Genomic DNA, 26,000 nt, shown 5'->3' on the forward strand with positions numbered 1-26,000 from the left:
TGTGACCTTGCCGACTGCTACCCACCCGTCTTGTGCGTCATCTAGTATTCAACGTCAGCTGCTAACTGCTTTGCTGCTTGGCTTGCCATTGTTATGGCTAGCAATCAGCCTTGTGATGGGTTGGCGGCTGAGTCATGAAATTGGCGAACAAAGCGATACCCAGCTGGTGCAATTTGCCGCCTATCTTGCTCAGCTTAGCGATGAGCTTGACAAACCCAACGCTCCTGACACCACACCGCCTGTGGTGACCATCAAGACTTACCAAAAAAACGGTGACATTGGCTCGGCAAAGGACGGCGCGGTCAGCTTTGCCATTTGGGCAAAACCGTCGTTTGGTGATGCGCCCACCCACGTGCCAAACACCCCATCATTGATCCTTGCCGATCGCAAGGGGCAGCACTTTATATACTCTGCCAACGCGCAAGGCTTTATTGAGCAGAGCGTCAAAGACCGCCCGTGGCGACTGTTTTTTATCCAAACCCCACACCATACTGTTGCTGTAGGACAACGCGTGTCTGAACGCCGTGAGATGATTGTTGATACCTTGCTTGGGCAGGGCGTGACAATGTTTGTTGGGTTGATCCTGCTGATTGTTTGGGTCAATTGGCAGGTACGGCGCGGTATTGCGCCGTTATCAGCAATTAGCAAGCAAGTTGCCCATCATAAGCCCTGTGATGCCAGCCCGATTGACGCACGTGTACCGCAAGAAATCGCCCCACTGGTGACTGAGCTAAACCAGCTGTTTACCCGTACCGCGCAAGTGCTGGCACGTGAACAACGCTTTACCGCCGATGCCTCACATGAGCTACGCAGCCCACTGACCAGCCTCAAGCTACAAGCCGATCTATTGACCCAATACGCCTATGATCTGCCTGCCGAGCAAGCCGAACCGCTACTAGAATATAGCCAAAAAATCACCAACGGCATACAACGCGCCAATCGCTTGGTTGAGCAGTTATTGGTCTTGGCAAAAATCGACCCACAGCACCAACTGCCGCCTGAGGCGCGTCAGCCCATCGACTGGCTTGCTATCAGTGACGCGGTGCTTAGTGAGATCAATCGCCCTGCCCGCGAGCGTTACAGTCAATTACGCCGTGATATCACCGCGCCTACCCCTGCCGATATTCTACCGCTTGATGGTAACCCAACGCTGATTAGCCTGTTGCTGCGCAATTTACTTGACAATGCCATTCGCTATACACCTGAGGGCAGCCGTATCAGGCTGACGCTTGCTGCTGATCATATCAGTGTTTGCGACAACGGCAACGGCGTACCGCCCGAACAGCTAAACCGCCTAACCGAGCGTTTTTATCGACCTGCAGGACAATCCCAACAAGGCAGCGGCTTGGGGCTATCCATCGTGGCGCGGATCGCCGCGTTGCACGGTCTGACGCTGTCTTTTGACAACCAAAACGCGCCTGCGCATGGCTTGTGCGTGACGCTGCGCCGTGCTTGATACGCCTGCGTAAATTAAGCCTGTGTTAAGCCTGATGTTTTAAAATTGCCCGACAAATCCTTGGCTTAGACGTCTGCTAAGGATGACGGGCGAGCTTATGACACAATCTTTTGGCGCACACACCACGCAATCCACCAACCAACCAACCACCAAGTACGAGGCGATAAACCGCCGTCTGCCACTTCGCGCTTGGCATCACTTACGCCAAACAGGGCTCAATCCATTTGTGACCATGGCACTGTTAGCAGGCTTTTTGGTCTTAACTGCCAACTGGCAATTTTTTCATCAGGTGTTGGCGGTGTATCCGTTGGCACAAAATGTCGGCTTTGTGTTGTCTTTGGCATTGGTGCTGTTTGCCTTGCTGCTGTTGGTGCTACTCCTAACGGCCTATCGCTATACCCTCAAGCCGATTGGGGTGCTGCTTTTATTGGTAGCAGCGGTGACAGGTTATTTTGCTGATACGTATGCCACCGTTTATGATGCCAATATGCTACAAAACGCTTTGCAAACTGATACTGCCGAAGCGCATGATTTGCTCAATGGCTGGTTTATTTTGCGTGTGTTGGTGTTGGGTGTATTGCCCAGTGCGTGGCTAATTTGGCAACCGCTTAAACAACTATCACTCAAACAAGCCGTGCTGCAACGCTTCGCTTGGCTGGTCGGCTGTGTCGTGCTGTTGGCGGTATTGATGGGTAGCCAAAGTGGGCAGTACGCCAGCTTTTTTCGTGAACACAAACCGCTACGCAGCTACGCGCTGCCACTCACGCCGATTTATGCTATGGACAAATTGGCGAGCAATGCGCTGCACGCCCACAAACGCGCCCATGTCAGCATTCAAGACCCTGCTGCTGATGCCAAACAGCTCTCTACACCTGCCACACGTCGCCCGCGCTTGGTGGTAATGGTGGTGGGTGAAACCGCACGCGCCGATCACAGCCCGATGAATGGCTATGCGCGTAACACCTTGCCGCAGCTGAGCCAAACCGCAGGCGTGACCAACTTTAGCCATGTGACCTCGTGCGGTACTTCAACGGCGTATTCGGTGCCGTGTATGTTTAGCTATTTGGGGGAACAAAATTACCAAGTCGATGACGCAGGCAATTACCGCAACGTGTTAGACACTTTGCACCGCTTAGGAATTAATGTGTTATGGCGCGACAACAATTCAGATTCTAAGGGTGTGATGAGCCAGTTGCCGCAGGACTTATACCAGTCTTATCGCACGGATGCGACCAACCCTGTTTGCCACACCAATCCATATGGTGAATGCCGCGATGTCGGTATGCTAGCAGGTTTGGATGATTATTTAAAAACCACCCACGCTACCGCGCCGCGCGATGTGCTGATTGTGCTGCATCAAATGGGTAATCACGGGCCTGCGTATTACAAACGCTATGATGCCACCTTTGCCAAATTTAACCCTGTGTGCCAAACCAATGAGCTTGCCGACTGTGCGCAACGTGAGATTATCAACGGTTATGACAACGCTCTGTTGGCGACCGATGACTTTTTGGCAAAAACCATTAGCTGGCTAAAAACTCACCAACAAGACTATGACGTGGCAATGTTATATAGCAGTGACCACGGCGAAAGCTTGGGCGAAAACAACGTGTATCTGCACGGCTTGCCCAAAGCATTTGCCCCCGAAGACCAACGCCACGTACTGGCGATGATGTGGCGCGCTGATAGCAACACACCAAGTTTTGCTCAGCCTGTGGCAGGTGACAGCCAACTCTCCCACGATGCCATCACGCCCACATTGCTAAAATTGTTTGACGTGCACACGCGTGCAGCAGCAGACACGCGCTTTATCCAATAGTCCCGTTGGTGTTTGTCTATGAATCGCCTACCAATCCAACATCAAACACCTACTTGGCAAGCGGTTGCGATCGGGGCAGGTCTAACGCTGCTGGCGACTTTCAGCCTTGAGCACAGCACGGTGGATATCGCGTTTAGTCAGCTGTTTTATTTGCATGGGCAATGGCTACTTGGCAAGCATGAGCAGCCATATGCCTTGCTGCTCTACCGCCTGCCCAAAGCCTTACTGATTGTGTGGGCGGTGTATTTGTTGGCAGCACGGCTGCAGCGTGTGGTTGTACGCTTTTCGCAGCCATTGGCGCGGTTGTTTCGCCCTGTACACAAGTTAAGCAACACCGATTTGTGGTATTTGGTGACAGCGTTAGTGCTTGTGCCCACCATCACCGCAACGCTCAAAGCTGTCACTCACGTGACCTGCCCCAATCACTTACTGTTGTTTGGTGGCGATATGCCGTATTTGACGCTGTGGCAAAGCTTACAGATATCAAACCACGCCAAATGCTTTCCTGCGGCGCATGCCAGTTCGGGCTTTGCGCTGTATGCGTGGGCGTTTGTACCGCTGTTGTGGCGGTGGCGGTGGCAAATTGTGACGGCGGTGACGTTGGGCGGTTGGCTGATGGGACTGTATAAAATCGCCATCGGTGATCATTTTTTTAGCCATACTGCGGTCGCAATGCTGCTGGCATGGACTTTGTGCGCTGCGTTAGCACGGGTGTTTTATCGCTAAATTTTATGCACAAAAAACGGCTTGAATTATCAAACCGTTTTTTTAAGCAGTCGCTTTTTACACGGTGTTATACCGTTTTGTACAGCTGTTGCCCTTCTTCATGGAATTTTTGTGACATCGCTTCCATACCTGCGGTGACTTCTTCGAGTGTGCCCTCACCCACTTGCCCAACCAGTTCGGTATCCACGCGTTTGATGCGGTGATTGGCATCAAGCAAGTCGCCACTGTTGGGGGTGACATCACGCACAGCTTTGCTGGGTTTATCTGCCGCCTCAAAGCCCAAGCCTGCCGCGTATTCGCGTACGTTTTGGGTGATTTTCATTGAGCAGAATTTAGGCCCACACATCGAGCAAAAATGCGCCGATTTGTGTGCTTCTTTGGGCAAGGTTTCGTCGTGGAATTCGCGCGCGGTGTCGGGGTCAAGCGCAAGATTGAATTGGTCTTCCCAACGGAATTCAAAACGCGCTTTTGACAGCGCATTGTCACGCGCCTGTGCTGCAGGGTGCCCTTTTGCCAAGTCAGCGGCATGAGCGGCGATTTTGTAGGTGATGATGCCGTCTTTGACATCTTTTTTGTTGGGCAAGCCTAGGTGCTCTTTTGGTGTGACATAGCACAACATTGCCGTGCCGTACCAGCCAATCATCGCCGCGCCGATTGCTGAGGTAATATGGTCATAACCTGGGGCAATGTCGGTGGTTAACGGCCCAAGTGTGTAAAACGGCGCTTCGTGGCACACTTCAAGCTGCAGATCCATATTTTCCTTGATGCGGTTCATGGCAACGTGTCCAGGGCCTTCAATCATCACCTGCACGTCATGCTCCCACGCCACCTCGGTCAGCTCGCCTAAGGTGCGCAGCTCGCCAAATTGTGCGTCATCGTTGGCATCTTGGATACACCCTGGGCGCAAACCATCGCCAAGGCTAAACGCCACGTCATACGCTTTCATGATTTCACAAATATCATTAAAATGCGTGTAAAGAAAATTTTCTTTGTGGTGCGCCAAACACCATTGCGCCATAATCGAACCGCCACGGCTGACAATTCCTGTCAAACGGTTGGCGGTCAGTGGCACATAGCGCAGCAACACGCCTGCATGGATGGTAAAGTAGTCCACGCCCTGCTCAGCTTGCTCAATCAAGGTGTCAGCAAACAGCTCCCACGTCAAGTCTTCTGCCACGCCGCCGACTTTTTCTAACGCTTGATAAATGGGCACGGTACCAATCGGCACGGGTGAATTACGGATAATCCATTCGCGTGTTTCATGAATGTGCTTGCCTGTAGACAAGTCCATGATGGTATCTGCACCCCAACGTGTTGCCCACGTCATTTTGGCGACTTCTTCATCAATACTTGAGCCCAACGCTGAGTTACCGATGTTGGCGTTGATTTTAACCAAAAAATTGCGCCCGATAATCATCGGTTCAGATTCGGGGTGGTTGATGTTGTTGGGGATAATCGCACGCCCTGCCGCGACTTCTTGGCGGACAAATTCGGGGGTGATCAGCTGCGGTGTATTCGCACCAAAGCTCATGCCTGCGTGCTGACGCATGTCGGTGAGTTCGTGTTGGCGCTGGCTTTCGCGAATCGCGATGTATTCCATCTCAGGGGTGATGATGCCCTGCTTGGCATAATGCATTTGGGTAACGTTTTTGCCTGCTTTGGCGCGGCGCGGCTTGGCGATATGCCCAAAACGCAAGTTGGCGGTGGCGATGTCGTTGGCGCGTTCGGTGCCGTATTGGCTCGATAGCTGGTCTAAAATTTCGGTGTCGCCACGCTCTTCGATCCACTTTTCACGCAGCTTGGGCAAGCCTTTGGTTAGGTCAATCTCAACGTTTGGGTCGGTATAAACGCCTGAGGTGTCATAAACATAAAACGGTGGGTTATGTTCACCTTCGGCTTTACCAAAACCGCCCACAGGCGTGTCGGTAAGGGTGATTTCACGCATCGGCACTTGGATATCGGGGCGTGAGCCTTCGACATAGACTTTGCGCGATGCAGGCAATACGCGCGTTAGGTCACGCGCTTCTTCTTCAAAACGCGCATCTTGTGGGTCACGGTGGGCAGGGGTTTTTAAGGCGTCGTTTGATGTAGGATTGGGGGTAGCAGGGGCGTTCATGGCGATCCTTGGTTGTCGGTGTTATCAAAATATGGGTAAATCCCAATCGACTCGGCTTGCTCACAACGCGCCAGACTTCCCTACGACGGTACGAACCGCATCAGGTGCGACGGGTATTTCTCAGCTTGCCGCTTTTAAACCCAATACGATGGCACCCACGCTCAACGCTATCATGCAAACACCATCGAATCGCCAAAAGCTGTCTGACCAAAACTGGCAAGCACCCCGAGTCATGTTGGCTTTATCTTAACAAAACTTACGCGCTAAACCTAGTGAAATTTTGTCAGATTTTTTAGGCAATTACAGGTATGATAAGCGGTTAAAATGAACGGTGAAAACGTGATGAAATGTTGCCAAGCTTCTCGTGTTTTGTCTTTAGGGTGGTTGGTTGGTGCGTTAGTACTCAGCCCAAACGCCTCGGCGAATGATTTGTGGGATTTGTACGCCGCCGCCCAACGCCACAACGGGCAATGGGCAGCGCAGCAGTACGACTATCTGGCGCAGCAGCACGATGTGGGACTGGCGGCAGGCGACTTGTTACCACAAGTTGGCGTGCAAGGCAGTGTCAAGCGTAACCAGTTTTATCCACAGCACGGCGGCGACGACACAGGCAATGCGGTCAGTCAAGTGGGGCTAGGCGTTCGGCAAGCGTTATACCGCGCCGATAAATGGACGAACTTGCAAAAAGCCACGCTTGCCCAACAGGCGTATGATCTTAAACTGTTGCAGCAGCACGCTGATTTGACCGAGCAGATCATCAAGGCATATCTTGGAGTTTTGCGCGCGCAAGCGATGACCGAAAGCCTCAACGCCGAATGGCGCGCACTCAAGGCACAAGATGACATGATGCAGGCGCGACTGGCAGCAGGTGTGGTAGCACGCGTCGATACCGATGAAACCCACGCGCGTTTGGTCAGCGTGCAGGCGCAGCTTGCCAACAATGAAGTCGCCATCATGAATGCCAAGCAGCAGTTGGCGTTAGTGACCGCCCAACCGATTGAAGATATCGCGCCCTTACCGCTGCCGATCACGTTCAATTTGGTACCCAAGCGCAGCGTTGAGCAGTGGCTTAATGCCACCCAACAAGACAACCTTGCCATTCAACAAGCGCAAACCCAAGTCGCCATTGCCAATCAACAAGTGACTTATCTAAAATCCAATCTGTATCCCAAGGTGGATTTGGTTGGTAACATCAGTTGGCAGGATAACAGCAACCGTTTGCAATCGGTGTACGATGGCTCGACGTATCAAATTGGCATTGAGCTTGACTGGCCGCTGTACACAGGTGGGCGTACACGCTTAGCAGCGCAACAAGGCGCATTGCAAGCCCAAGCTGCGCAACGTCGGCTTGCATTTGTCTATCAGCAAGCGATGACACAAACCAGCCAAGCCTACCTCAATCTGATGGCAAGCCAAGCTACGCTTGATGCACAAGCCGCTGCCGTCACCGCCAATGCCAAAGTCGCTGAGGCTTCACAGACAGGGTATGACCTAGGCATGCGCTCGATGGTTGATACCCTATTGGCACAACGGCAATATTACGCTGCGCGGCGCGATTGGCTCAATGCGCATTTTGATTATTTGGTTGCGTATGTTGATTTGCAAAAAGCCACAGGACGATTGGGCGATGACACGGTCAAAGCCTTAGATAATCTGCTACAAGCCAGCATTCAACCTCGCCCGCTATCTGACCGATCCGCCATGCCATAATATCGTTTTGCCAAATTTACGCACAAAAAAAACCCCATCTAAGCTAGATAGGGTTTTCGCTTACCTGAATTTAATCAAGCGATTAGCGGATTTTTCTCCACTCGTTGCGTACCGCGATTTTGGTCGCTTCTGGTAGTGGAACATAGTCCAAAGAACGCGCTAGGTTGTCACCGTTATTAAATGCCCAATCAAAGAATTTGATAGCTTCTTGGGTCTTAGCACCACCACCTGTACGAGGTACTAGGATGTAAGTTGCGGTAGAGATTGGCCATGCGTTGGCGGCTGGCATGTTGGTGATCGACACCGCAAAACCAGGATAGCGTGCCCAGTTGATGTTACCCGCTGCTGCAAAGGTTGAATCATCAGGCTGAATGAAGCGACCTGCACGGTTTTGTAGCTGGGTGTGAGCTAGACGATTTTGCTTGGCATATGCGTATTCAACATAACCGATTGAGTTGGCAACACGTTGTACGTTGCTTGATACGCCTTCATTACCTTTACCGCCCACGCTTGAATTGGCGTTTGGCCACTTAACTGTTTTGTCTGCGCCCACGCTTGATTTCCAGTCGCTTGACACTTGGCTTAGGTAAGTGGTGAAAACATGCGTAGTACCTGAACCGTCTGAACGATTAACGGTGGTGATTTTAGCAGCAGGCAAGTTTACACCTGGGTTGATGGCTTTGATACGCGCATCATCCCACTGGGTAATTTTACCTAGATAGATATCAGCCAAAATAGGACCTGTCAGTTTTAATTGACCTGGCGCCACACCTGCGATATTTACCACAGGTACCACACCACCGATTACAGCCGGAAATTGAATCAAATTGCTTGCGTTCAATTGTGCTGGGGTCATTGGCGCGTCAGTGGCACCAAAATCAACGGTTTTGGCTTGGATTTGTTTGATACCGCCTGATGAACCGATACCTTGGTAGTTCACTTGGTTGCCAGTGGCACGTTGGTATTCAGACGCCCATTTTGAATATACAGGTTGTGGGAAAGTCGCACCTGCGCCAGTAACTGTGGCTGCCATGCTTTGACCGCCTACCGCTGCAAGCAAAACGCCCGCCAAAATGTGAGATAGCTTCATGATGATTCCTTGATTAAGGCTTAAAAATTAAACAAGTTACAACTAAGCACGTTAAAGTGGGTAAGTGAGAAAAAAGGCTAGACTGCCTACACAAATCTTGCACAGATTACATCTGAACACACAACACCGACGGCGCAGGGCACCTAACCACTAAAAAACGTTACAACAAACACCACGCTAAGATTGGCAGTATTGTACGCAGCAAAGATGTCAAATATATGACAATTTAATTTTTATTTTTTTGTGTGTTTACGGTGATTAAAGGCTAGTATTAACATCAATTTGTCACAATTTTATGCTAGGCTAAAGACTGGTTTTATATCCTATTGTCTTGTCAGCAAAAGCTATCAAAGCAACTTACGCCAAGATAGCGATACCAATATACTTACGCCAAAATCACGAATGCTTCGATACAATTTTGGCAAATTTTTAGATCAAATAAGGGACAAATTATGCGCTTGATTGGTGAACATATCTCAAAGCAGTTTGACCAAGATTTACAAAACCTTTTGACACTGTTTTTAAGAATGGGTGGCATGGCAGAGCAAAACCTGCTCAATGCCTTACAAGCTCTTAGCACCCACAACCGCGAGCTTGCCGAAAGCGTGGTTAAAAGCGACCGTGTGCTCAATGCCAATGAAAAACAGCTCGATGAAGACGTGGTGACAATTTTGGCACGCCGTCAGCCTGTGGCAACTGACTTGCGCTTGATCATGGCACTTAGCAAAGCCAGTACCGATATTGAGCGCATCGGCGATGAAGCCAAACGTGTGGCAAAACTGGCATACCACAGCTACCAAAGCGAACAAACACCAATTGGCTATCCAGAAGCCGAGGTGATGGGTAAATTTGTCCAAACCATGCTCAAGCACGCGCTTGAAGCATTTGCCACGTTTGAGGTTGATCATGCTTATCAAGTGGTTGAGCAGGCGCAGCAAATTGATAGCCTGTACAAATCAGCCTCGCGCGCGCTGATGACGTATGTTATGGAGGATCCGCGTCAAGTATCACAAGTCGTTGATGGCTTGTGGGTTTTGCGTGCACTTGAGCGTTCTGCCGCCCACGCGCTGAACGTTGCTGAGCAGTTGATTTTTTGTATCACAGGCGAGGATGTGCGCTATCCAAAATCAACACCCGATATGGTCACACTTGGCGGTGACGCGCAAGATATTACCGCTGCATCTACCGACAGCGATCACGATGCCTAAGCGATCATGCCACAGCTTAATAAACGTTAGCGTTAGCTGATTGTCGCCTTAAGATATTTTTAGCGTTGGTGGTATCCATCAACGCTTTTTGGCTTTAATATAGGCTAGAAATACGCTTGAATTTGAGCAAGTACAGTGATGTGTTGACTTCCTCCCCTCCCTAAAGTGAGGGGATTCCTTCTGCAAGACGGTGAAGCCCCACCGCAAACCTAAGACAATGGCAACCGCCCGTACGACACACCGTACATCTTAGGTTCTTATTTTAAGCTAATCCTACCGTTAGGATTGTCACAGACACGAATTAGCTTAAGTGTGTGTTTGGAAACGTCTTACCAGTTAAGTTACTGCGTACTCGCAATTTAGTCTTAACTTAACTGTGGAATGTAAGACATTGAATATAGTGAGATGAGTATAGCAAAACTCATCGCATTTAACAATTGCCTTATATCCACCGCCTGAAGTCGGTGGTTTTACGGCAACGAATGATAAAAGGAAAAACGATGCGCGATGGCAAAAATTTATTGATTTTTGATTTGGATGGGACGTTGATTGACAGCGTGCCTGATCTTGCCGCGGCGGTCAATGCCACGCTGGTGGATATCGGGCGTGCGCCGTTCGATGAAGACACCGTACGGCATTGGGTGGGTAACGGGGCAACGATGTTGGTGGCGCGTGCCTTATCGGGTGCGCTGACGGTGGATGACAATTTGCCCGAGGCCACTTTGCAAGATGCTTTGGCGCGCTTTTTTGCCCATTACCGCGCACACACCTGCGTGCGCACGCAGGCTTATGCAGGTGTCAATGAAGGCTTACAAACGCTCAAAAACGCAGGCTACACCCTGACAATGGTGACCAACAAGCCATTTGAATTTATCGCGCCGATTGTACAAGCGATGGGGTGGCAAGATCGGTTTGCCATCAGTCTAGGTGGGGATAGCTTACCCACCAAAAAACCCGACCCTGCCCCACTGCGGCACGTTTGCCAACAATTAAACATCGCACCGCAGCACGCCTACATGATTGGCGATTCCAAAAACGATATCTTAGCAGGCAAAAACGCTGGCATCGACACGTTGGGGCTAAGTTATGGCTATAATTACGGGCAGGATATCCGCGAACAGCAGCCCACCGCAGCGTTTGATAGCTTTGCTGAGATGGTTGCATTTTTGACTTAGACGGCTAACGATAGCTTGATGTGGGCAAATTGTGCTGCAAACGCGGTACAAACATTGTGGTTTAAAATGCCCTTATTTGCCCCCATTGGGTTTAATTACTTGTTTAACCGACGTTTTTTGCCTTTTAATTAGAGATTGCCGCCATGTCAAAGCCACCCAAAGTCAAAATCAAGGTGCTAAAACTTGATGAGCTCAAGTCGGTCGCCGCGCGCCTACGCAAAATCGCCCGCTTTCAGCTCACGGGTACGATTTTATGCTCATTGGCAGCGATGTATTACACCGAACAAGGCAGCCAACTGTTGCCCAAAGTATTTGGCGCGGTGGCATTTTTGACGTTGGTGCTTGGCGCGCTTAGCTTTCGCACACGCTACAAGGTGCTGCGCTTGATTGCGCTGATTAAACAAAGCCAACGTAAACCTTGAGGACTCAAACACACAAAACGGCAACAACCCATGCAAGAATTTAACTATCAACTAGATTATGCCAATTTGGATTTGCGCGCGCACCCCGAGTTATATCGCGTGGGGCGTGGCGAGCAAGGTGTGCTGCTGGTTGAGCCGTACAAATCCGAGATCTTGCCGCATTGGCGATTTGCCACCCCTGATATTGCGCAAGCCAGCAGTCAAGCGATTTATGCCATGTTTTTGGATTATTTGGCACAAAATGATTTTGTCGGTGCGGACATGGCGCGTAAGTTTATCCAAATGGGCTACACGCGCGCGCGGCGATACGCCAACCACAAAGGCGGCAAAAAATATGACGGCGTGGTACCTGCTGACAAAAAAGGACAAAGTGGTGCACACGGACGCGACACCTTGCCCCAACAACCACAAGACAGTGAGGCGGCGCAGATCAAAGCCGAATCTGCGCAGATTTTTAAAAAAGTTTGGGATGACTGCCGTGCCAATGCCGATTACCAACGCCTACGCAAGCAGCACCAAGCGCGTTATGAACACGACGGTCAATACGCCGATATCCCCAACGATTGGTTGGTTGAAGGCAAACCCAAAACCGACTCGTCCAAAAAATGATCACTTAGCCGCACCGATTTACGCATTCGCCAATTGCGAACGGTAGCCAAGTGCTTCGGTCAAATGCGGTGTATCAATCGCTGCGCTGTCTGCCAAATCAGCAATTGTCCGCGCCACGCGCAGCACACGATGATAACCTCGTGCCGATAAATTCAGCCGCTGCTGCGCCATCGCCAACAAGCGTGCTTGCGCCTCACCCAAGCCAGCAAACTGGTCAAGCTCACTGGGGGTAAGCTCACTGTTAGGCTTGCCCTGACGGGTCTGCTGACGCTGATAAGCAGCTAACACGCGCGCGCGTACGTGTGCTGAGGGCTCGCCAGGTTGGGCGTTTTGTAAATCACTGGCAGGCAAGGCTGGTACAGTCAGGTGAATATCGATGCGGTCAAGCAAAGGCCCCGATAGCTTGTCCTGATAGCGCCGAATTTGTTCGGGACGGCACTGGCAACGCCCCGATGGGTCGCCATAATAACCACATGGGCAAGGGTTCATCGCAGCAACCAATTGAAAATTGGCGGGAAAATCGACCTGTGAATTGGCACGGCTGATGGTGATTTTTTTGCTTTCAATCGGTTGGCGCAAAACTTCCAACACCTTGCGGTCAAATTCAGCAATTTCATCCAAAAACAACACGCCTTGGTTGGCCAGTGTGATTTCACCAGGGCGCGGTGATGAGCCGCCACCCACCAATGCCACCGCCGAGGTGGTGTGATGAATTTGGCGAAATGGTCGGGTGCCATAGGTGTAGTCAGCATTGGCAATTGAGTAGATACTGGCAACTTCCAACGCTTCATCATCGCTAAGCGGCGGTAAAATCGTGGGCAAACGCGATGCCAATAACGTCTTGCCCGTACCAGGTGCACCACAAAATAACAATGAATGTCCACCTGCGGCGGCAATTTCTAATACGCGGCGGGCTTGCTGCTGTCCTTTGACATCTGCCAAATCAACACGGTAGTGATTGACTTGATAGCGCGCGCGATGTACGGCAGGGGTGATAGGCGTGTCGCCTTGCAGATGTTGGCACACGGTTTTTAGATGCTCGGCAGGCAAAACGCTCACACCATCGACTTGAGCAGCCTCTTGCGCGTTGGCAAGTGGCAAAATCAGCTGCCGCGGCTGCTTGTTGTCGCTTTTGATGGCACGTGCTACCGCCAGTGCGCCTGTCACGGGACGCAATTCGCCGTTGAGTGCCAATTCGCCGATCAATTCATAACCTGCCAGCTGGCTGTCGTCGAGCTGTCCACTGGCTGCCAAAATCCCAATCGCAATCGGTAAATCCAGCCGTGCGCCATCTTTGGGCAGATCTGCAGGCGCAAGGTTGATGGTCAAGCGGCGATTGGGAAAGCTAAAACCTGCATTGATGATTGCCGAGCGCACGCGGTCTTTGCTCTCACGCACCGCCGCCTCAGGCAAACCAACGATGGTAACTGCAGGCAAACCCTGTGACAAATGCACCTCAACCATGACGCTAGGCGCGTTGAGCCCCACCACTGAACGGGTATAAATTTGTGCAAATGACATATTTGTTTGATTCCAATATTTTGATAAATCCTTAACCGTCATAAGGTTTTTGTGGTCTGGCTAAGGCTTTTGTGGCGTGAACAATGTTATAATAGCAAAATCATTTTGCCGATAATAGGCGCTATTTTTTTTTAATTTTTTGCTGTTACTTTATCATGAATCAACGACCACCCGCGCCCGATAGCGCACCGCTTGCCGCCGATGAGCAGCCGTTTTTTAGCCGTCCTGCAGATATCCATATCAACCCGTATGCCGACGAGCGCGCAGACGCTTACACACCTGTGTATGATGCTGCGATGATTGCCAAATATGACCGCACAGGGCCGCGCTATACGTCTTATCCGACGGCATTGGAGTTTAAGCCCATCGCGGCTGATACCGAGGCGCGTTTGTTGGTGCAGCAAGACCCCAACACGCCGCTGTCGCTGTATATTCACGTGCCGTTTTGTCGGCATCTGTGCTATTACTGCGCGTGCAACAAAATCATCACCAAAAAAAACAGCGATGCTGGCGATTATATGGCGTATGTTGAGCGCGAGGTGCGCCATAAACGCAGCCTGTTGCAAGGTGAACCAATTGTCGAGCAGGTACATTTTGGCGGCGGTACACCCACGTTTTTAAGTGATGATGAACTGGTGGATTTTTGGCAGTTTTTGCAAGGTCAATTTCGTTTTAGCGACAAGCCAACGACGGATTTTAGCATTGAAATCGATCCGCGTGAGCTGCGCGACACGACGCTAGCGACGCTGCGTGCGTTGGGGTTTAATCGGCTGAGCTTTGGTGTGCAAGATTTAGATCTTGATGTGCAGTTAGCGGTCAATCGCCAACAGCCGCTTGTTATGATTGAGCAGGTCATGCAGCAGGCGCGCGCGCTGGGTTTTGTTTCAATCAATATTGATTTGATGTACGGTTTGCCGCGACAAACGGTAGCAAGCCTGCAAAACACCATCGCGCAGATTATCGCGCTATCCCCTGACCGTTTGTCGGTGTTTAATTACGCGCATCTGCCCGAACGCTTTGCCAGCCAGCGGCGCATCAATAATGATGAACTGCCCAACGCTGCCGATAAGCTGACGATGTTCGCCAATACCATTGAGCAGCTAACAGCGGCAGGCTACCAGTACATCGGTATTGATCACTTTGCTAAGCCCGATGATGCACTGGCCATCGCCCAACGTGCTGGTAAATTACGGCGGAATTTTCAGGGCTACACAACGCACGGCGACTGTGACTTGCTGGGTTTTGGCGTGTCAGCGATTAGCCAGCTGGGCGCAGATTATTTGCAAAATGCCAGTGATTTGAAGGCTTATGAACAGACGATTGCTGCGCATCGTCTGCCTGCCGTTAAGCATATTCATGTGCGCCTGCCTGATTTGTTGCGCCGCTATGTCATCATGCAGCTGCTGTGCCATCATTATGTTGATTTTAAAGACATCAATGTGCGTTTTAGCGTTGATGCGGTGACGTATTTCATTGATGAAATTCAGCAACTTGCGCCGATGCAAGCCGACAAACTGATTGATATGGACGCCAAAGGTATCCGAATTTTGCCCAAAGGACGGTTGTTGGCGCGTAACGTGGCGATGGTGTTTGACCAATATTTGAACCACGCCAACCAGCAGCGTTTTAGCCGTGCGATTTAATTACATCGTTGATTCGGATTGAACTACATGTTAAGCCCTAACCTGCCTGCGCCTATGCTGTTGGCAATTGCGATTGTCACTGAGGTATTTGCCTCAACGTGTTTGGCAAAGTCTGATGGTTTTACCCAACTATTGCCGACATTGGCAAGCTTGGTTGGCTATGCGGTGGCGTTTTATTGCCTGTCGCAAGTGGTCAAAAGTATGCCACTTGGCATCGTGTACGCGATTTGGTCGGGGGTCGGTATTGTGCTGACTGCGCTGATTGGCTGGCTGTGGCTGGGCAATCGGCTAGATATACCTGCCATCGTTGGTATGGCGTTGATTATTGCAGGCGTGATGGTGATTAATTTATGGTCAAAAGCAGGCAGTTGATGCGCTTTGAAGGCAATTTGCCGTGATTTAATCAAGCCATCGCTTTATCACCTGCCTATAACCATCGGTCTACCAAGCCACCGTTTGATTTTTTGACTTACTAAACGCACGCAAGCGCACATACACCGTTTTTTTGACCGTCGCCACGGTGTCACCTGCTTCATCGGTGATGGTGATCGTATACTCACGAAACACCGCCCGCCCATCACTGGCAAGCGCGCGTACTTTGGCGATTTCGTCATCTGTCAGATGAAATTCAGCAAATACACGGCTGGTGCCTGCCTTGATAAAATCAATACACGCTGCCTTATCCCACACCACATAGTCATCGCCCAGCGCGTCCATCAGCAAAAACATCATAAACGGATCGGTCATCGAATACAGGCTGCCGCCAAATTGGGTGCCGACGATGTTTTTATTGAGCGGTGATAGCGGCATGCTGACACAAATTCGATGCTGCGCAAAATCCACCGCATTGACCTGTACGCGCGCGCCCAGATACGGTGGGTATAAACTGACCAATTTTGCCAGTAATTTAGGATGCTGCATGAGGCTAACGCGGCGTTTGAGCTGCTGACGCGCGCTATTAAAAATTTTTGCTGATTGTGACATATGACTTCCTTGTCTCACTGCTTTGATATGTTTATCTTATTTGGTAAGTTTTAGCCTTTAATACCAAGCACGTCCTGCATGTCATACATGCCGTGTTGTTGCGTGCCCACCCAAACGGCAGCGCGTACCGCCCCTGCGGCAAACGTCATGCGATCACGCGCATGGTGACGAATTTCGACCATCTCACCATCGGCAATAAACATTACGCTGTGATCGCCGACAATTTCACCACCGCGTACGGCATGGATACCAATGCTGCCTTTGGTACGCTCGCCTGTTTGTCCGCTGCGCCCATATACTGCCACCGCATTGAGGTCTTGCCCACGTGCATCTGCCACTGCTTGCGCCATCATGTACGCTGTGCCCGATGGTGCGTCGATTTTGTGCTTGTGGTGTGCCTCAATGATTTCAACATCCGCATCATCGCCGAATGCCCGCGCTGCCATTTTAAGCAGTTGTAAGGTCAGATTCACGCCTGTTGAATAGTTGCCTGCGTATATCATAGCGATATGCTTGCTGGCATCTTGCAATACGGCATTTTGCGCATCATCCAGCCCTGTCGTGCCCACCACCATGTTCACACCATGCGTCTGGCATAGTTTGGCATTGTTTGCGGTGGCTTGCGGATGGCTAAAGTCAATCAGCACATCAAGTTGGTCGATGATTTGGTCTAAATCGTCTGTGAGCTTTATGCCCATGGCAGGCAAATTGACCAATTCGCCTGCGTCTACACCAAGCAAACTTGAGCCTGTGCGCTCAATGGCTGCCACTAAGTTGGCTTCGGGGTGCTCAGCAACAGCTTGGATCAACATCCGCCCCATACGCCCGCCCGCTCCACTAATACCGATATTTGTCATCGTCAATCCTTAATTTTTCTCAACGTGTTTTATCAAACCGTGGCTAGTTTGCATTGTAGCCAAAAATCTGCCGCTGCGTCAGTAGTTGGGCACAAAAATTTATGCCAAACTTGGGCATTAAAAAGCAAATTGTTCCACGTGAAACAATTTGCCTTCATTAAGATCAAAAGATTTCAAAGCTAACAGAATTTAGTCAAACAAATCTTTGACATCATCTTTTAGGCGGTTAAAAAATGATTTTTTCTGTGGTGATTGCTGATGCTCGCCCATCGAATCTTGCAACTGGCGCAATAGGTCTTTTTGCTGACTGTTGAGATTGGTTGGCGTTTCGACAATCACGCGGCACAGTAAATCCCCACGCATGGTCGTGCGAATCGGCGTAACCCCTTTGCCCTTGATACGAAATATTTTGTGACTTTGGGTGCCCTCTGGAATACGCAAATTCACGCGCCCCTCAAGGGTGGGCACTTCAATCTCACGCCCCAAGGCGGCATCGGCAAAGCTAACAGGCACATCCATATACAAATCTGCGCCTTCACGGGTGAAGGTGGCATGTGGCAGCACACGGATTTCAACATACAAATCACCGCTTTCACCGCCTGCGATTGCCTCGCCCTCGCCCGATAAGCGCACGCGATCACCCGTATCAACCCCTGCAGGGATCGTGACTTCCAAAGTGCGTGATTTTTCTTGCACGCCTGTGCCATGGCAAACATCACACGGATTTTTGATTTCCTTGCCTGTGCCATGACAAGTTGGACACGTTTGTTGTACGGCAAAAAAACCTTGCTGCATACGTACCACACCGTGCCCGCCACAGGTCGAACAGGTCGTGATATCGCTGCTATTTTTTGCGCCTTTGCCATCACAAGCCTCACAGGGTGCAGGCGCGGTATAGGTGATTTCTTTTTTGGTGCCTGCCACCGCCTCCTCTAAGGTCAAATCCAGCATATAGCGTAGATCTGACCCACGACGCTGACGGCTTGCCCCACCGCGCGCGCCACCAAAGATGTCGCCAAAAATATCTTGAAAACCGCCGCCTGCGCGTCCGCCAAACAAGTCACCAAAGATGTCTTGGAAGTTGCCCGAAAAGCCACCGCCGCCCATGCCATTTTCAAACGCCGCATGCCCCATGCGGTCATAGGCCGAACGTTTGTTGCTATCGCTTAACACCTCATACGCCAATGACGCTTCTTTGAATTTTTCTTCAGCTTCTGCGTCATCGGGATTGCGGTCAGGGTGGTATTTCATCGCCAGTTTGCGGTAGGCGCGTTTAATTTCGGTTTCGTCTGCAGTACGGGCAACGCCCAATACCTCATAAAAATCTCGTTTTGACATCGTTATTCCTCACCCACAGACCGCGCTGTTGGTCTGTGTCTGGTTGTATTTGACAATTTGGGTATGTTCGCCAAGGTCAAATGAAAAATTTGGCTAAAATATGGGATTTAGTGGCGATTAATAACGATTTATCAAGGCTTATGGTAAATTTTTGTAATTTTTATGGGCAAAATACCACCAAAGTAAAAAAAAGGTTTCATGTGAAACCTTGTTAGCTTGAATACAATAAAATAGCTAAGGTGAAAACTGGTCGATTTCAGCTTGGGTTAAAAAGCGGCTATCACCTTTTTCTAGACCATCAAGTGTGATGCTGCCAATCCGTGCTCGGTGCAGGGCAACAACTTTGTTGCCAAAATACGCCATCATGCGTTTGACTTGGTGGTACTTGCCCTCGGTCAAAACCAATGTGGCATGGGTAGGATCCGTAAAGCTTAGCTGTGCAGGCTTGGTTTTGTCGCGCTCACCTTCTAGCAAGACACCTTTTGCCAAAGCGTCAATGGCATAGGCTTGCTGTGTGTCATCCATCGGGTCGGCAAGGGTCAATTCATAAGTCTTGGCAACGTGGTGCTTAGGACTGGTAACGCGATGCAAAAATGTGCCATCATCGGATAATAGCAATGCACCTGTGGTATCCACATCAAGCCTACCTGCCATACGCAAAGCTTGTACTTCGGGCACGTCAATCAATTCGGTGACAATCGGGTATTCTTTGGGTTTTAGTGTACATTCAAAGCCTTCAGGCTTGTACAGTAAAATATAGCGGCTGCCCGTGGCGACCGATAATGGCTCGCCAAACCAATCGATATCATCATTGACTTCATCAATATGCACGCTGCCGTCGCGTACAATCTCGCCATTGACGCTGATTTCATCGTTGTGCAAAATTCGTTTGCAGTCTTTGCGCGATAGCTGGGTGGCTTTACTTAAAAATTTGTCTAAACGCATGGTTGGTGGTATCGGTTAAAATTTTGCTGGCTAGTGTAACACAATTTGGCTAAAACTTTGTGCTGTCTGTGGATGGGTTTGGCGTGAATGCAAAAGCTAAATGTAGACAAAGCCCAGTAAAACTGCTGGGCTTTGTCCAAGGCTTACGCCATTCAACGCTGTACTACGATTTTATGCAAGCGTGTGGTCATTTTTATGATATATGCGTGCTATCTGTTGTGGTTGTGGTGCGTGAGATAACCAACGGACGCTCTAGGCGATATTTTGCGGCCGCTTGTTTTGCCCCTGCAATGCTTGCTAAGAAAGTGAACAACATGCTAAGTAAACCAAACAAACCTGTGTACAAGGCAGTTTTACGTGCGGTTTCTTTGGCTTCATCGACCGCTTGCTGCGCTTTGATTTTGGTTTGCTCAACTTGCGCTTTGGCATCGGCAATGCTCTGTTCGGTTTTGGCGCGGTAGTCTTGGTAAGTAGTAAGGGCTTCTTGTTGCACCTGTTGGGCTTGCGCCTCGCTTAAACCTTCATTTTCAAGGCGTTGGATCAGCTCTGGACCTTTGATAGCGGTTTCAATTTGCGCAAAGCGGTTTTTGGCATACTCATCCAAGTTTTTCCAGGTATCGATATCGCTAAAATCCATGTCCGCCATTTGGGTTTTGGTTTTATTGACCATGTCTTCAATGACATTAGCGCTCGCACTGATTTGTGCTTTGCTCAAGGTATCATTATTTTTTGCAATCCAGCTTTCGATATCATCACGGCTAATATCGCCCGTAACTTTTTTATACAGCGCCTGCAGACCATTGCCGATATCATCGCTTTGACCCGACGCGGCAGCGGCAGTTGCCCCTGTGGTTGCTATGCTTGCCGTTGTACCAATCACTGACCCTGCAGCATTACCTACCGCACCTGCTGCGCTACCCACCGCACTTGCTGTCGCGCCTGCAACGTTGCCAGCGGTTTTTACCGCACCAGTTAGCCCACTGACTGCCAACCATGTGGTCAATACGATGATTGAAGCGGCAGTTAGCATCCCTGTCAAAGTGGCATCTTTTGGTAAAATCTCAACGCCATCACCGAATAGCGCCTCGGGTGCTGAAGCTTTGACCGCAAAATAACCTGCCGTGTAAGCACTGAGCAAAGCGGTCACGATGGCATAAATACCTGCGGTGATACTCGCCCCTTGTAGATCAAGCGACAAAAATGCGCTTAGTATCAATGCCAGCGAAAACATGGCAAACCACACCACCAGTCCCATCAACAAGCCAGCTAAGATACCACGCCATGAAGGGCGACGCGCTGGTGTCATCTGTGATTGATCATTCATCTGATTCTCCCAAATGCCTTTGTTGTGGCATATACCTTGCTATGACCTATACAAAGGCTGTCGGTTATAAAATTTTTGCCCAAACTACATGCGGCTTATTATAGGTTAGCGTTTGCAATATATAAGCAAGTTTTTGTCAATATTTTGCTAAATTATTGTTATAAAAATTTTAGATCATAGCTCATTATTTACCAAAACAATAAGCCAGTTACTATCCATCAGCGTATTTTTACAATTTCATAGAACTAAAATTTTTAGGCTAAACTAAAAAGTAAGCCTGTTGTATGCAGCTATAACAATTTGTCCATATTTTGCTAAGTGCATTTAAACCGATGCATAAAGCCGCTATATTATATTAATGATGTAATACGAGAATATCGCTGCCACTTCATGACTTATTCAACTATAAATAGCCCTTGTAACGCCACGCTTGAGATCAAAAAAAGCCAGTTTTTGGCGTTTGCTTATCCTGTCGCAAGCCGAGAACAAGCATTGTTTCACGTGGAACAATTACGCCAACAGTACCCTGACGCGCGTCATCATTGCTGGGCGTATATCATCGGTGATCCACACAATACGACAGACGCAGGTTTTGATGACGATGGCGAGCCAACTGGTACGGCAGGTAAGCCAATCTTAAACCTGTTACAACATAAATCCATCGGTAATTGCGTTGTGGTGGTGGTGCGCTATTTTGGTGGAATTAAACTGGGTGCAGGTGGACTAGCACGCGCGTATGGTGCAGCAGCACAAGCGACATTGGCGGATGCGGCCCTGACACCATTTGAACCTTTGGCACAGCTGAGTATTGACTGTGCGTTTGCTGATGAGGCTTTTATTCGGCATATCGTGGCAGGATTTGGCGGCGAGGTATTGGCAGTCACCTATCAGCAGCAGGTGCAGCTTAGCATTAAGCTAGCGACACGCGCAGTTGCTGACTTGAAGGCAAAACTGCAAGACAGTTTGGGCAAAACTGTGAGCATAAAACCTTGAGCATAAATCGCTGTTTTTAATAGCCGCATTTGACAGCCAAAATCTTACATAACATACCAAAGCTAACTTATTGGGCAGTTACTATGGCAGACCAGACCACGCAAGCATCAACACACGGATCAGCACAACGATCAACGTTTAATATCCATACGCTAAAACTCAAACCATTTAACCCTGCATTTTGGTTGGCCAATCGGCATATCCAAACGATTTTGCCACGGTTTGTCCCCATCGAAGAACCTGCCTATCAGCGTGAGCTGCTCCCCGATAGCACAGGCGAAACGTTGGTAGCGTACGATTTTGTTTATGCCAATGGCGCGCCAAATCTTGATAAACCGCTGGCGATGATGTTTCACGGGCTTGAGGGCAGTAGTGATAGCGCATATGCCAAGGCGTTTGTGTTGGGTGCACAGCGTTATGGCTGGGATGCGGTGATCGTGCATTTTCGTGGCTGCGGTGGTGTGGAGAATACCGCTTATAAAGATTATCATGCAGGCGATACCTATGAAGCACAATTTGTTTTGATGCAGCTTAAACAACGCTACGCGCATGTATTTGCCGCAGGTGTGTCATTGGGCGGCAATATGCTGGCACGTTATATGGGTGAAACAGGTGACGCGGCGTTGTGTGATGCGGCGGTGGTGATTAGCGCGCCTGTGGACTTGATCAGTGCAGCGGTTAAGATGCATCGCGGTGTGGCAAAGCGTGTGTATACGCCGTATTTGCTCAAGCCGCTAGTGGCTAAGGCTCTCAAAAAAACCACCGACTCTATGACGCGCAATAAGCTGCAAAAGTTGCACTTTATTGATGGCTTTGATGAGGTTTATACCGCGCCGCGCAATGGCTTTGCCGATGCGGCTGACTATTATCGTCAGTCTTCTGCCTTGCCTGTGCTACAGGACATCAGCAAGCCCACCTTGCTGATTCAAGCCAAAGATGACCCATTTGTCGGCATTCGGGCAACGGTGGATGACATATCGGATGCGGTACGCTTGTTGTACAGCAAGCACGGTGGGCATGTTGGTTTTATTGACTGGCAAGATAGCAAGTTTAGTTTGGATTGGTTGCCAAACACTGCCATGCAATTTTTTATGGCAGTGTATGCTGCGCAGATCAATCATTAGGCGGTGTTTTATCATCAAATTCTCATATTGGCTTTTGGTTTTCTGCCAAAACTGGCTTACAATGGCGTTTTTGACGCCCCCATTGGTGGTTACAGGTAAGGGATTGGCTATGCATATTCATATTTTGGGCATTTGCGGTACGTTTATGGGCTCGCTGGCGTTGTTGGCGCGTGATTTGGGGCATCGAGTCACAGGCTCAGATGCCAACGTTTATCCGCCGATGTCCACCCAATTGGCAAATGCAGGTATCGATATCATGCAAGGCTATCACGCCGAGCATTTACAGCCACATCCAGATTTGGTAATTGTGGGCAATGCCATGAAACGCGGTATGGCAGCCGTAGAATATATGCTCAACGCGCGCCTGCCTTATACCTCAGGCCCGCAATTTTTGGCAGAACATGTGCTACAACATCGTCATGTGTTGGCGGTAGCAGGTACGCATGGCAAAACCTCGACTACCACCATGTTGGCGTGGATTTTGCAATATGCAGGTATTGATACAGGCTTTTTGATTGGTGGCGTGCCGTTGGTCAATACCACTGATACACGCTTACAAGCGGCGTTTACCCATAGCAGTCATTTGGGGCAGCCCACGACTGACGAGCAAACAGGTTATTTTGTCATTGAAGCCGATGAATATGACAGTGCGTTTTTTGATAAGCGGTCAAAATTCGTCCATTATCGCCCAACCACCGCGATTTTGAACAACCTTGAATACGATCATGCTGATATCTTTGCCGATTTAGCCGCAATCCAGACCCAGTTTCACCACTTGGTACGCACCATCCCTAGTCACGGTAATATCATCCTGCCTGCTGATACACCAAGCCTTGAGCAAGTTTTGGCGCACGGTTGTTGGACGCCTGTAGCACGCACTCAAATTGTCACACAGGGCGAAAAAGGTACCACAAACATCGACTGGCAGGCTACCCTCGCTGCCGAGGATGGCAGCATGTTTCACGTGAAACATCATGATGAACATAGTACTGTTGATTGGCAAATGAATGGCTTGCACAGCGTGCAAAATGCTCTGGCGGCAATTGCAGCCGCACACCACGTTGGCGTATCGGTAGCACAGGCATGTGAGGCGTTATCAAATTTTGCAGGTATCAAACGCCGTATGGAGCGTGTTGGGCAAATTGGCAATGTTGAAGTATACGATGACTTTGCCCATCATCCCACTGCGATTGCCACTACGCTAGATGGGGCGCGTAAGCGCTTTGGCAAACGCAAAATTTGGGCGATCATCGAACCTCGCAGTAATACGATGAAGCTAGGTACCCACCAAACCTTGCTTGCCCCATCTGCCGCAATTGCCGATACGGTCGTTTGGTATCAACCGCCAAGTTTGGATTGGTCAGTGGCAAATGCAATTGGCGATACCGCCCGACAATCAGTGATGCACAGCACGGCGGATATTATCGAACATATTGCCGCGCAGTTGGGTAACGATGACGTGATTATTATTATGTCAAATGGTGGATTTGAGGGTATCCATCAGCGTTTGGTAGCACGTTTGCAGCAGATTTAAATATATTTTATCGCAGGAACACCACACAACGCCTACACTCTTAACAAAGCAACGTTATGATTTCATAGGACAAAACATTACACTAACGCCATGGGATAAACAAAATTGCACGAAGGAGATGGCATTTTGTTTATATGATTATTGAATTGATAAGATAAGGACTGGCGTTATGATGAATTTTATCTATATGATTATTATGGGTTTGATCGTTGGGGTCATTGCCCGAGCGATTAAACCAGGCTCAGATGCGATGGGCTGGGTTATGACTATCGTGTTAGGTATTATCGGTGCGGTGGTCGGTGGTTTTATCGCCAGCGCATTGAACTTAAATGCCAATGGTGGCTTTATGGGGCTCGTGCTTTCGGTGATTGGTTCGATCATCGTGTTGGTTATCTACGAGATGATTGCAGGCAAACGCCCACGTTAATCACTTAACTTCCTCCCCTCCCTAAAGTGAGGGGATTGCTACTGCTAGACGGTCAAGCCCGACCGCAAGAATGTTCTTACTGGCGTTAATATATCTATCATGCCATGTGCCACACTTAGCACAAGTCCATTCTCTTATTGGCAAATCTGCTCTACTTTTCGGACGACTGGACATATCGCTACAGCACGAACAAGTTTGGGTAGTGTATCGTTCATTTACGATTGCAAACGGCAATCTGCATCGTAAACCGATTTGATGAGTTTGCCTTTTTTGCTTTAGCCTTTTTGAATTGGCGTCGCGACTTGGCGTGGGTCTCGTTAATGGCTTGTATGGTTTGAGAATGCAAGCCGAGTAGTTCACCGCTATCTTTGGTGTATTCGTTTAGGTCATAGGCGGAAAAGAATTTACCGGTACGTTGTCGGTGTTTGTCACTCAAGTCAATGACGTAGTTCCACACGAAGTTGACCGAACCACTTAGGCGTTTTAGTTGGTCTAATGACCTATCAAACGATTTAAGGCGTTGTATGAACGTTGTTTACCGTCCTCATGTGGATTTGGTCTTTGTGGAGAAATACCGCAAAAAAGTATTTACCAAAGAGATTTTGGACGATATGCAAGCCATCTTTAAGGAAGTTTGTTCAAAGTTTGAGGCCGAATTGGTTGAGTTTGACGGTAAAAATGACTATGTGCATTTATTGGTGGTGTATCCGCCTAAACCTAAAGTGGCTATTTCTAGCTTAGTGAATAGCTTGAAAGGGGTTTCCAGTCGATTACTTCGTAAAAAAACAATATCCGTCCATCAATGGGCAATTATGAGGTGATCCGTTATAGTCACCTAGCTATTTTGTTTGCAGGTAGTTGTGGCGGTGCTCCAATTGAGATTATTCGCCAGTATATTGAACAGCAAAATACACCGCACTAAATACCATCTGTGTGTAAGTATAGCTATGGAGTTGCCTTATATCCACCGCCTAAAGTC

24 protein-coding genes and 1 pseudogene are annotated in these 26,000 nt (G+C 49.4%); 16 read left to right on the forward strand and 9 right to left on the reverse strand.

Annotated features, from left to right (window positions below):
• The first annotated feature begins 1 nt into the window (after position 1).
• From MA2_RS04025 to MA2_RS04035, 3 genes are all read left to right on the forward strand, one after another.
• Entirely contained in the window at positions 2-1,456 is a 1,455-nt protein-coding gene (locus MA2_RS04025; RefSeq protein WP_245945356.1) for an ATP-binding protein, read from the forward strand.
• A 97-nt stretch (positions 1,457-1,553) separates the two neighbouring features.
• Positions 1,554-3,275 (forward strand): phosphoethanolamine transferase, encoded by a 1,722-nt coding sequence (locus MA2_RS04030; protein WP_079352150.1) that lies wholly within the window; start codon positions 1,554-1,556, stop codon positions 3,273-3,275.
• Between the two features lie 18 nt (positions 3,276-3,293).
• Positions 3,294-4,001, forward strand: a complete 708-nt coding sequence (locus MA2_RS04035; RefSeq protein ID WP_079352148.1) for a PAP2 family lipid A phosphatase — start codon at positions 3,294-3,296, stop codon at positions 3,999-4,001.
• Positions 4,002-4,068: 67 nt separating this feature from the next.
• Here the strand turns inward: MA2_RS04035 and thiC are convergent, their stop codons facing one another.
• Positions 4,069-6,117, reverse strand: a complete 2,049-nt coding sequence (gene thiC, locus MA2_RS04040) for a phosphomethylpyrimidine synthase ThiC (RefSeq protein ID WP_067056877.1) — start codon at positions 6,115-6,117, stop codon at positions 4,069-4,071.
• A 31-nt stretch (positions 6,118-6,148) separates the two neighbouring features.
• Here thiC and MA2_RS11610 point away from each other — a divergent pair, with 31 nt between their 5' ends.
• Together MA2_RS11610 and MA2_RS04045 are read left to right on the forward strand one after the other, a co-directional pair.
• Positions 6,149-6,367 carry a hypothetical protein gene (locus tag MA2_RS11610; RefSeq protein WP_425451478.1) on the forward strand — a complete coding sequence of 73 codons (219 nt, stop codon included), beginning with the start codon at positions 6,149-6,151 and terminating at the stop codon, positions 6,365-6,367.
• A 74-nt stretch (positions 6,368-6,441) separates the two neighbouring features.
• Positions 6,442-7,827: a TolC family outer membrane protein gene (locus tag MA2_RS04045; RefSeq protein ID WP_211269860.1), complete on the forward strand. Its 1,386-nt coding sequence runs from the start codon at positions 6,442-6,444 to the stop codon at positions 7,825-7,827.
• An 82-nt stretch (positions 7,828-7,909) separates the two neighbouring features.
• Here MA2_RS04045 and pstS read toward each other — a convergent pair whose 3' ends face one another.
• The gene (gene pstS / locus MA2_RS04050; RefSeq protein WP_067056880.1) at positions 7,910-8,917 is read right to left on the reverse strand and encodes a phosphate ABC transporter substrate-binding protein PstS; all 1,008 of its coding nucleotides are present in this window, start codon (positions 8,915-8,917) and stop codon (positions 7,910-7,912) included.
• A 452-nt stretch (positions 8,918-9,369) separates the two neighbouring features.
• Between pstS and phoU the strand changes: the two genes are divergently transcribed.
• The 4 genes from phoU (at position 9,370) to MA2_RS04070 (ending at position 12,331) form a co-directional block, all read left to right on the forward strand.
• Positions 9,370-10,125 (forward strand): phosphate signaling complex protein PhoU, encoded by a 756-nt coding sequence (gene phoU, locus MA2_RS04055; protein WP_067056882.1) that lies wholly within the window; start codon positions 9,370-9,372, stop codon positions 10,123-10,125.
• A 500-nt stretch (positions 10,126-10,625) separates the two neighbouring features.
• Positions 10,626-11,300, forward strand: a complete 675-nt coding sequence (locus tag MA2_RS04060) for a phosphoglycolate phosphatase (protein ID WP_115254076.1) — start codon at positions 10,626-10,628, stop codon at positions 11,298-11,300.
• A gap of 143 nt (positions 11,301-11,443) precedes the next feature.
• The gene (locus MA2_RS04065; protein ID WP_067056888.1) at positions 11,444-11,722 is read left to right on the forward strand and encodes a hypothetical protein; all 279 of its coding nucleotides are present in this window, start codon (positions 11,444-11,446) and stop codon (positions 11,720-11,722) included.
• A gap of 30 nt (positions 11,723-11,752) precedes the next feature.
• Positions 11,753-12,331: a DUF4385 domain-containing protein gene (locus MA2_RS04070; RefSeq protein WP_079352147.1), complete on the forward strand. Its 579-nt coding sequence runs from the start codon at positions 11,753-11,755 to the stop codon at positions 12,329-12,331.
• A gap of 18 nt (positions 12,332-12,349) precedes the next feature.
• Here the strand turns inward: MA2_RS04070 and MA2_RS04075 are convergent, their stop codons facing one another.
• On the reverse strand, positions 12,350-13,852 hold the full coding sequence (locus tag MA2_RS04075) for a YifB family Mg chelatase-like AAA ATPase (RefSeq protein ID WP_067056891.1): 1,503 nt from the start codon (positions 13,850-13,852) through the stop codon (positions 12,350-12,352).
• 155 nt (positions 13,853-14,007) lie between these two features.
• Between MA2_RS04075 and hemN the strand changes: the two genes are divergently transcribed.
• Together hemN and MA2_RS04085 are read left to right on the forward strand one after the other, a co-directional pair.
• On the forward strand, positions 14,008-15,495 hold the full coding sequence (hemN, locus tag MA2_RS04080) for an oxygen-independent coproporphyrinogen III oxidase (protein WP_067056894.1): 1,488 nt from the start codon (positions 14,008-14,010) through the stop codon (positions 15,493-15,495).
• Positions 15,496-15,549: 54 nt separating this feature from the next.
• Entirely contained in the window at positions 15,550-15,867 is a 318-nt protein-coding gene (locus MA2_RS04085) for a DMT family transporter (protein ID WP_373279748.1), read from the forward strand.
• Between the two features lie 69 nt (positions 15,868-15,936).
• On the opposite strand, the gene MA2_RS04090 is transcribed toward MA2_RS04085, so the two are convergent.
• The 5 genes from MA2_RS04090 to MA2_RS04110 all read right to left on the reverse strand — a co-directional run bounded on the left by MA2_RS04090 (position 15,937) and on the right by MA2_RS04110 (position 20,943).
• On the reverse strand, positions 15,937-16,479 hold the full coding sequence (locus MA2_RS04090; protein WP_067056900.1) for a DUF4442 domain-containing protein: 543 nt from the start codon (positions 16,477-16,479) through the stop codon (positions 15,937-15,939).
• Positions 16,480-16,529: 50 nt separating this feature from the next.
• A complete protein-coding gene (dapB, locus tag MA2_RS04095) occupies positions 16,530-17,336 on the reverse strand; it encodes a 4-hydroxy-tetrahydrodipicolinate reductase (RefSeq protein WP_067056903.1) in 807 nt (268 codons plus the stop codon).
• A gap of 189 nt (positions 17,337-17,525) precedes the next feature.
• Positions 17,526-18,674: a molecular chaperone DnaJ gene (dnaJ, locus tag MA2_RS04100; protein WP_067056906.1), complete on the reverse strand. Its 1,149-nt coding sequence runs from the start codon at positions 18,672-18,674 to the stop codon at positions 17,526-17,528.
• A gap of 234 nt (positions 18,675-18,908) precedes the next feature.
• On the reverse strand, positions 18,909-19,619 hold the full coding sequence (locus MA2_RS04105) for a pseudouridine synthase (RefSeq protein WP_067056908.1): 711 nt from the start codon (positions 19,617-19,619) through the stop codon (positions 18,909-18,911).
• 193 nt (positions 19,620-19,812) lie between these two features.
• On the reverse strand, positions 19,813-20,943 hold the full coding sequence (locus MA2_RS04110) for a hypothetical protein (protein WP_245945357.1): 1,131 nt from the start codon (positions 20,941-20,943) through the stop codon (positions 19,813-19,815).
• A 390-nt stretch (positions 20,944-21,333) separates the two neighbouring features.
• On the opposite strand from MA2_RS04110, the gene MA2_RS04115 reads away from it, so the two are divergent.
• The 4 genes from MA2_RS04115 to MA2_RS04130 all read left to right on the forward strand — a co-directional run bounded on the left by MA2_RS04115 (position 21,334) and on the right by MA2_RS04130 (position 25,021).
• Entirely contained in the window at positions 21,334-21,936 is a 603-nt protein-coding gene (locus MA2_RS04115) for a YigZ family protein (protein WP_067056911.1), read from the forward strand.
• Positions 21,937-22,019: 83 nt separating this feature from the next.
• Positions 22,020-23,060, forward strand: coding sequence for a YheT family hydrolase (locus MA2_RS04120; protein WP_067056914.1), 1,041 nt, complete (start codon positions 22,020-22,022; stop codon positions 23,058-23,060).
• Between the two features lie 109 nt (positions 23,061-23,169).
• Positions 23,170-24,594 (forward strand): UDP-N-acetylmuramate:L-alanyl-gamma-D-glutamyl-meso-diaminopimelate ligase, encoded by a 1,425-nt coding sequence (mpl, locus tag MA2_RS04125; RefSeq protein ID WP_067057050.1) that lies wholly within the window; start codon positions 23,170-23,172, stop codon positions 24,592-24,594.
• A gap of 172 nt (positions 24,595-24,766) precedes the next feature.
• On the forward strand, positions 24,767-25,021 hold the full coding sequence (locus tag MA2_RS04130; protein ID WP_067056917.1) for a GlsB/YeaQ/YmgE family stress response membrane protein: 255 nt from the start codon (positions 24,767-24,769) through the stop codon (positions 25,019-25,021).
• Positions 25,022-25,042: 21 nt separating this feature from the next.
• Here the strand turns inward: MA2_RS04130 and MA2_RS11550 are convergent, their stop codons facing one another.
• Entirely contained in the window at positions 25,043-25,255 is a 213-nt protein-coding gene (locus MA2_RS11550; protein WP_373279746.1) for a zinc ribbon domain-containing protein, read from the reverse strand.
• Positions 25,256-25,545: 290 nt separating this feature from the next.
• Between MA2_RS11550 and tnpA the strand changes: the two are divergent.
• A pseudogene (gene tnpA, locus MA2_RS04135) lies at positions 25,546-25,943 on the forward strand (IS200/IS605 family transposase).
• Positions 25,944-26,000: the final 57 nt, after the last annotated feature.

This window comes from Moraxella atlantae NBRC 14588 (genome assembly GCF_001591265.1).
Classification (GTDB): domain Bacteria; phylum Pseudomonadota; class Gammaproteobacteria; order Pseudomonadales; family Moraxellaceae; genus Faucicola; species Faucicola atlantae.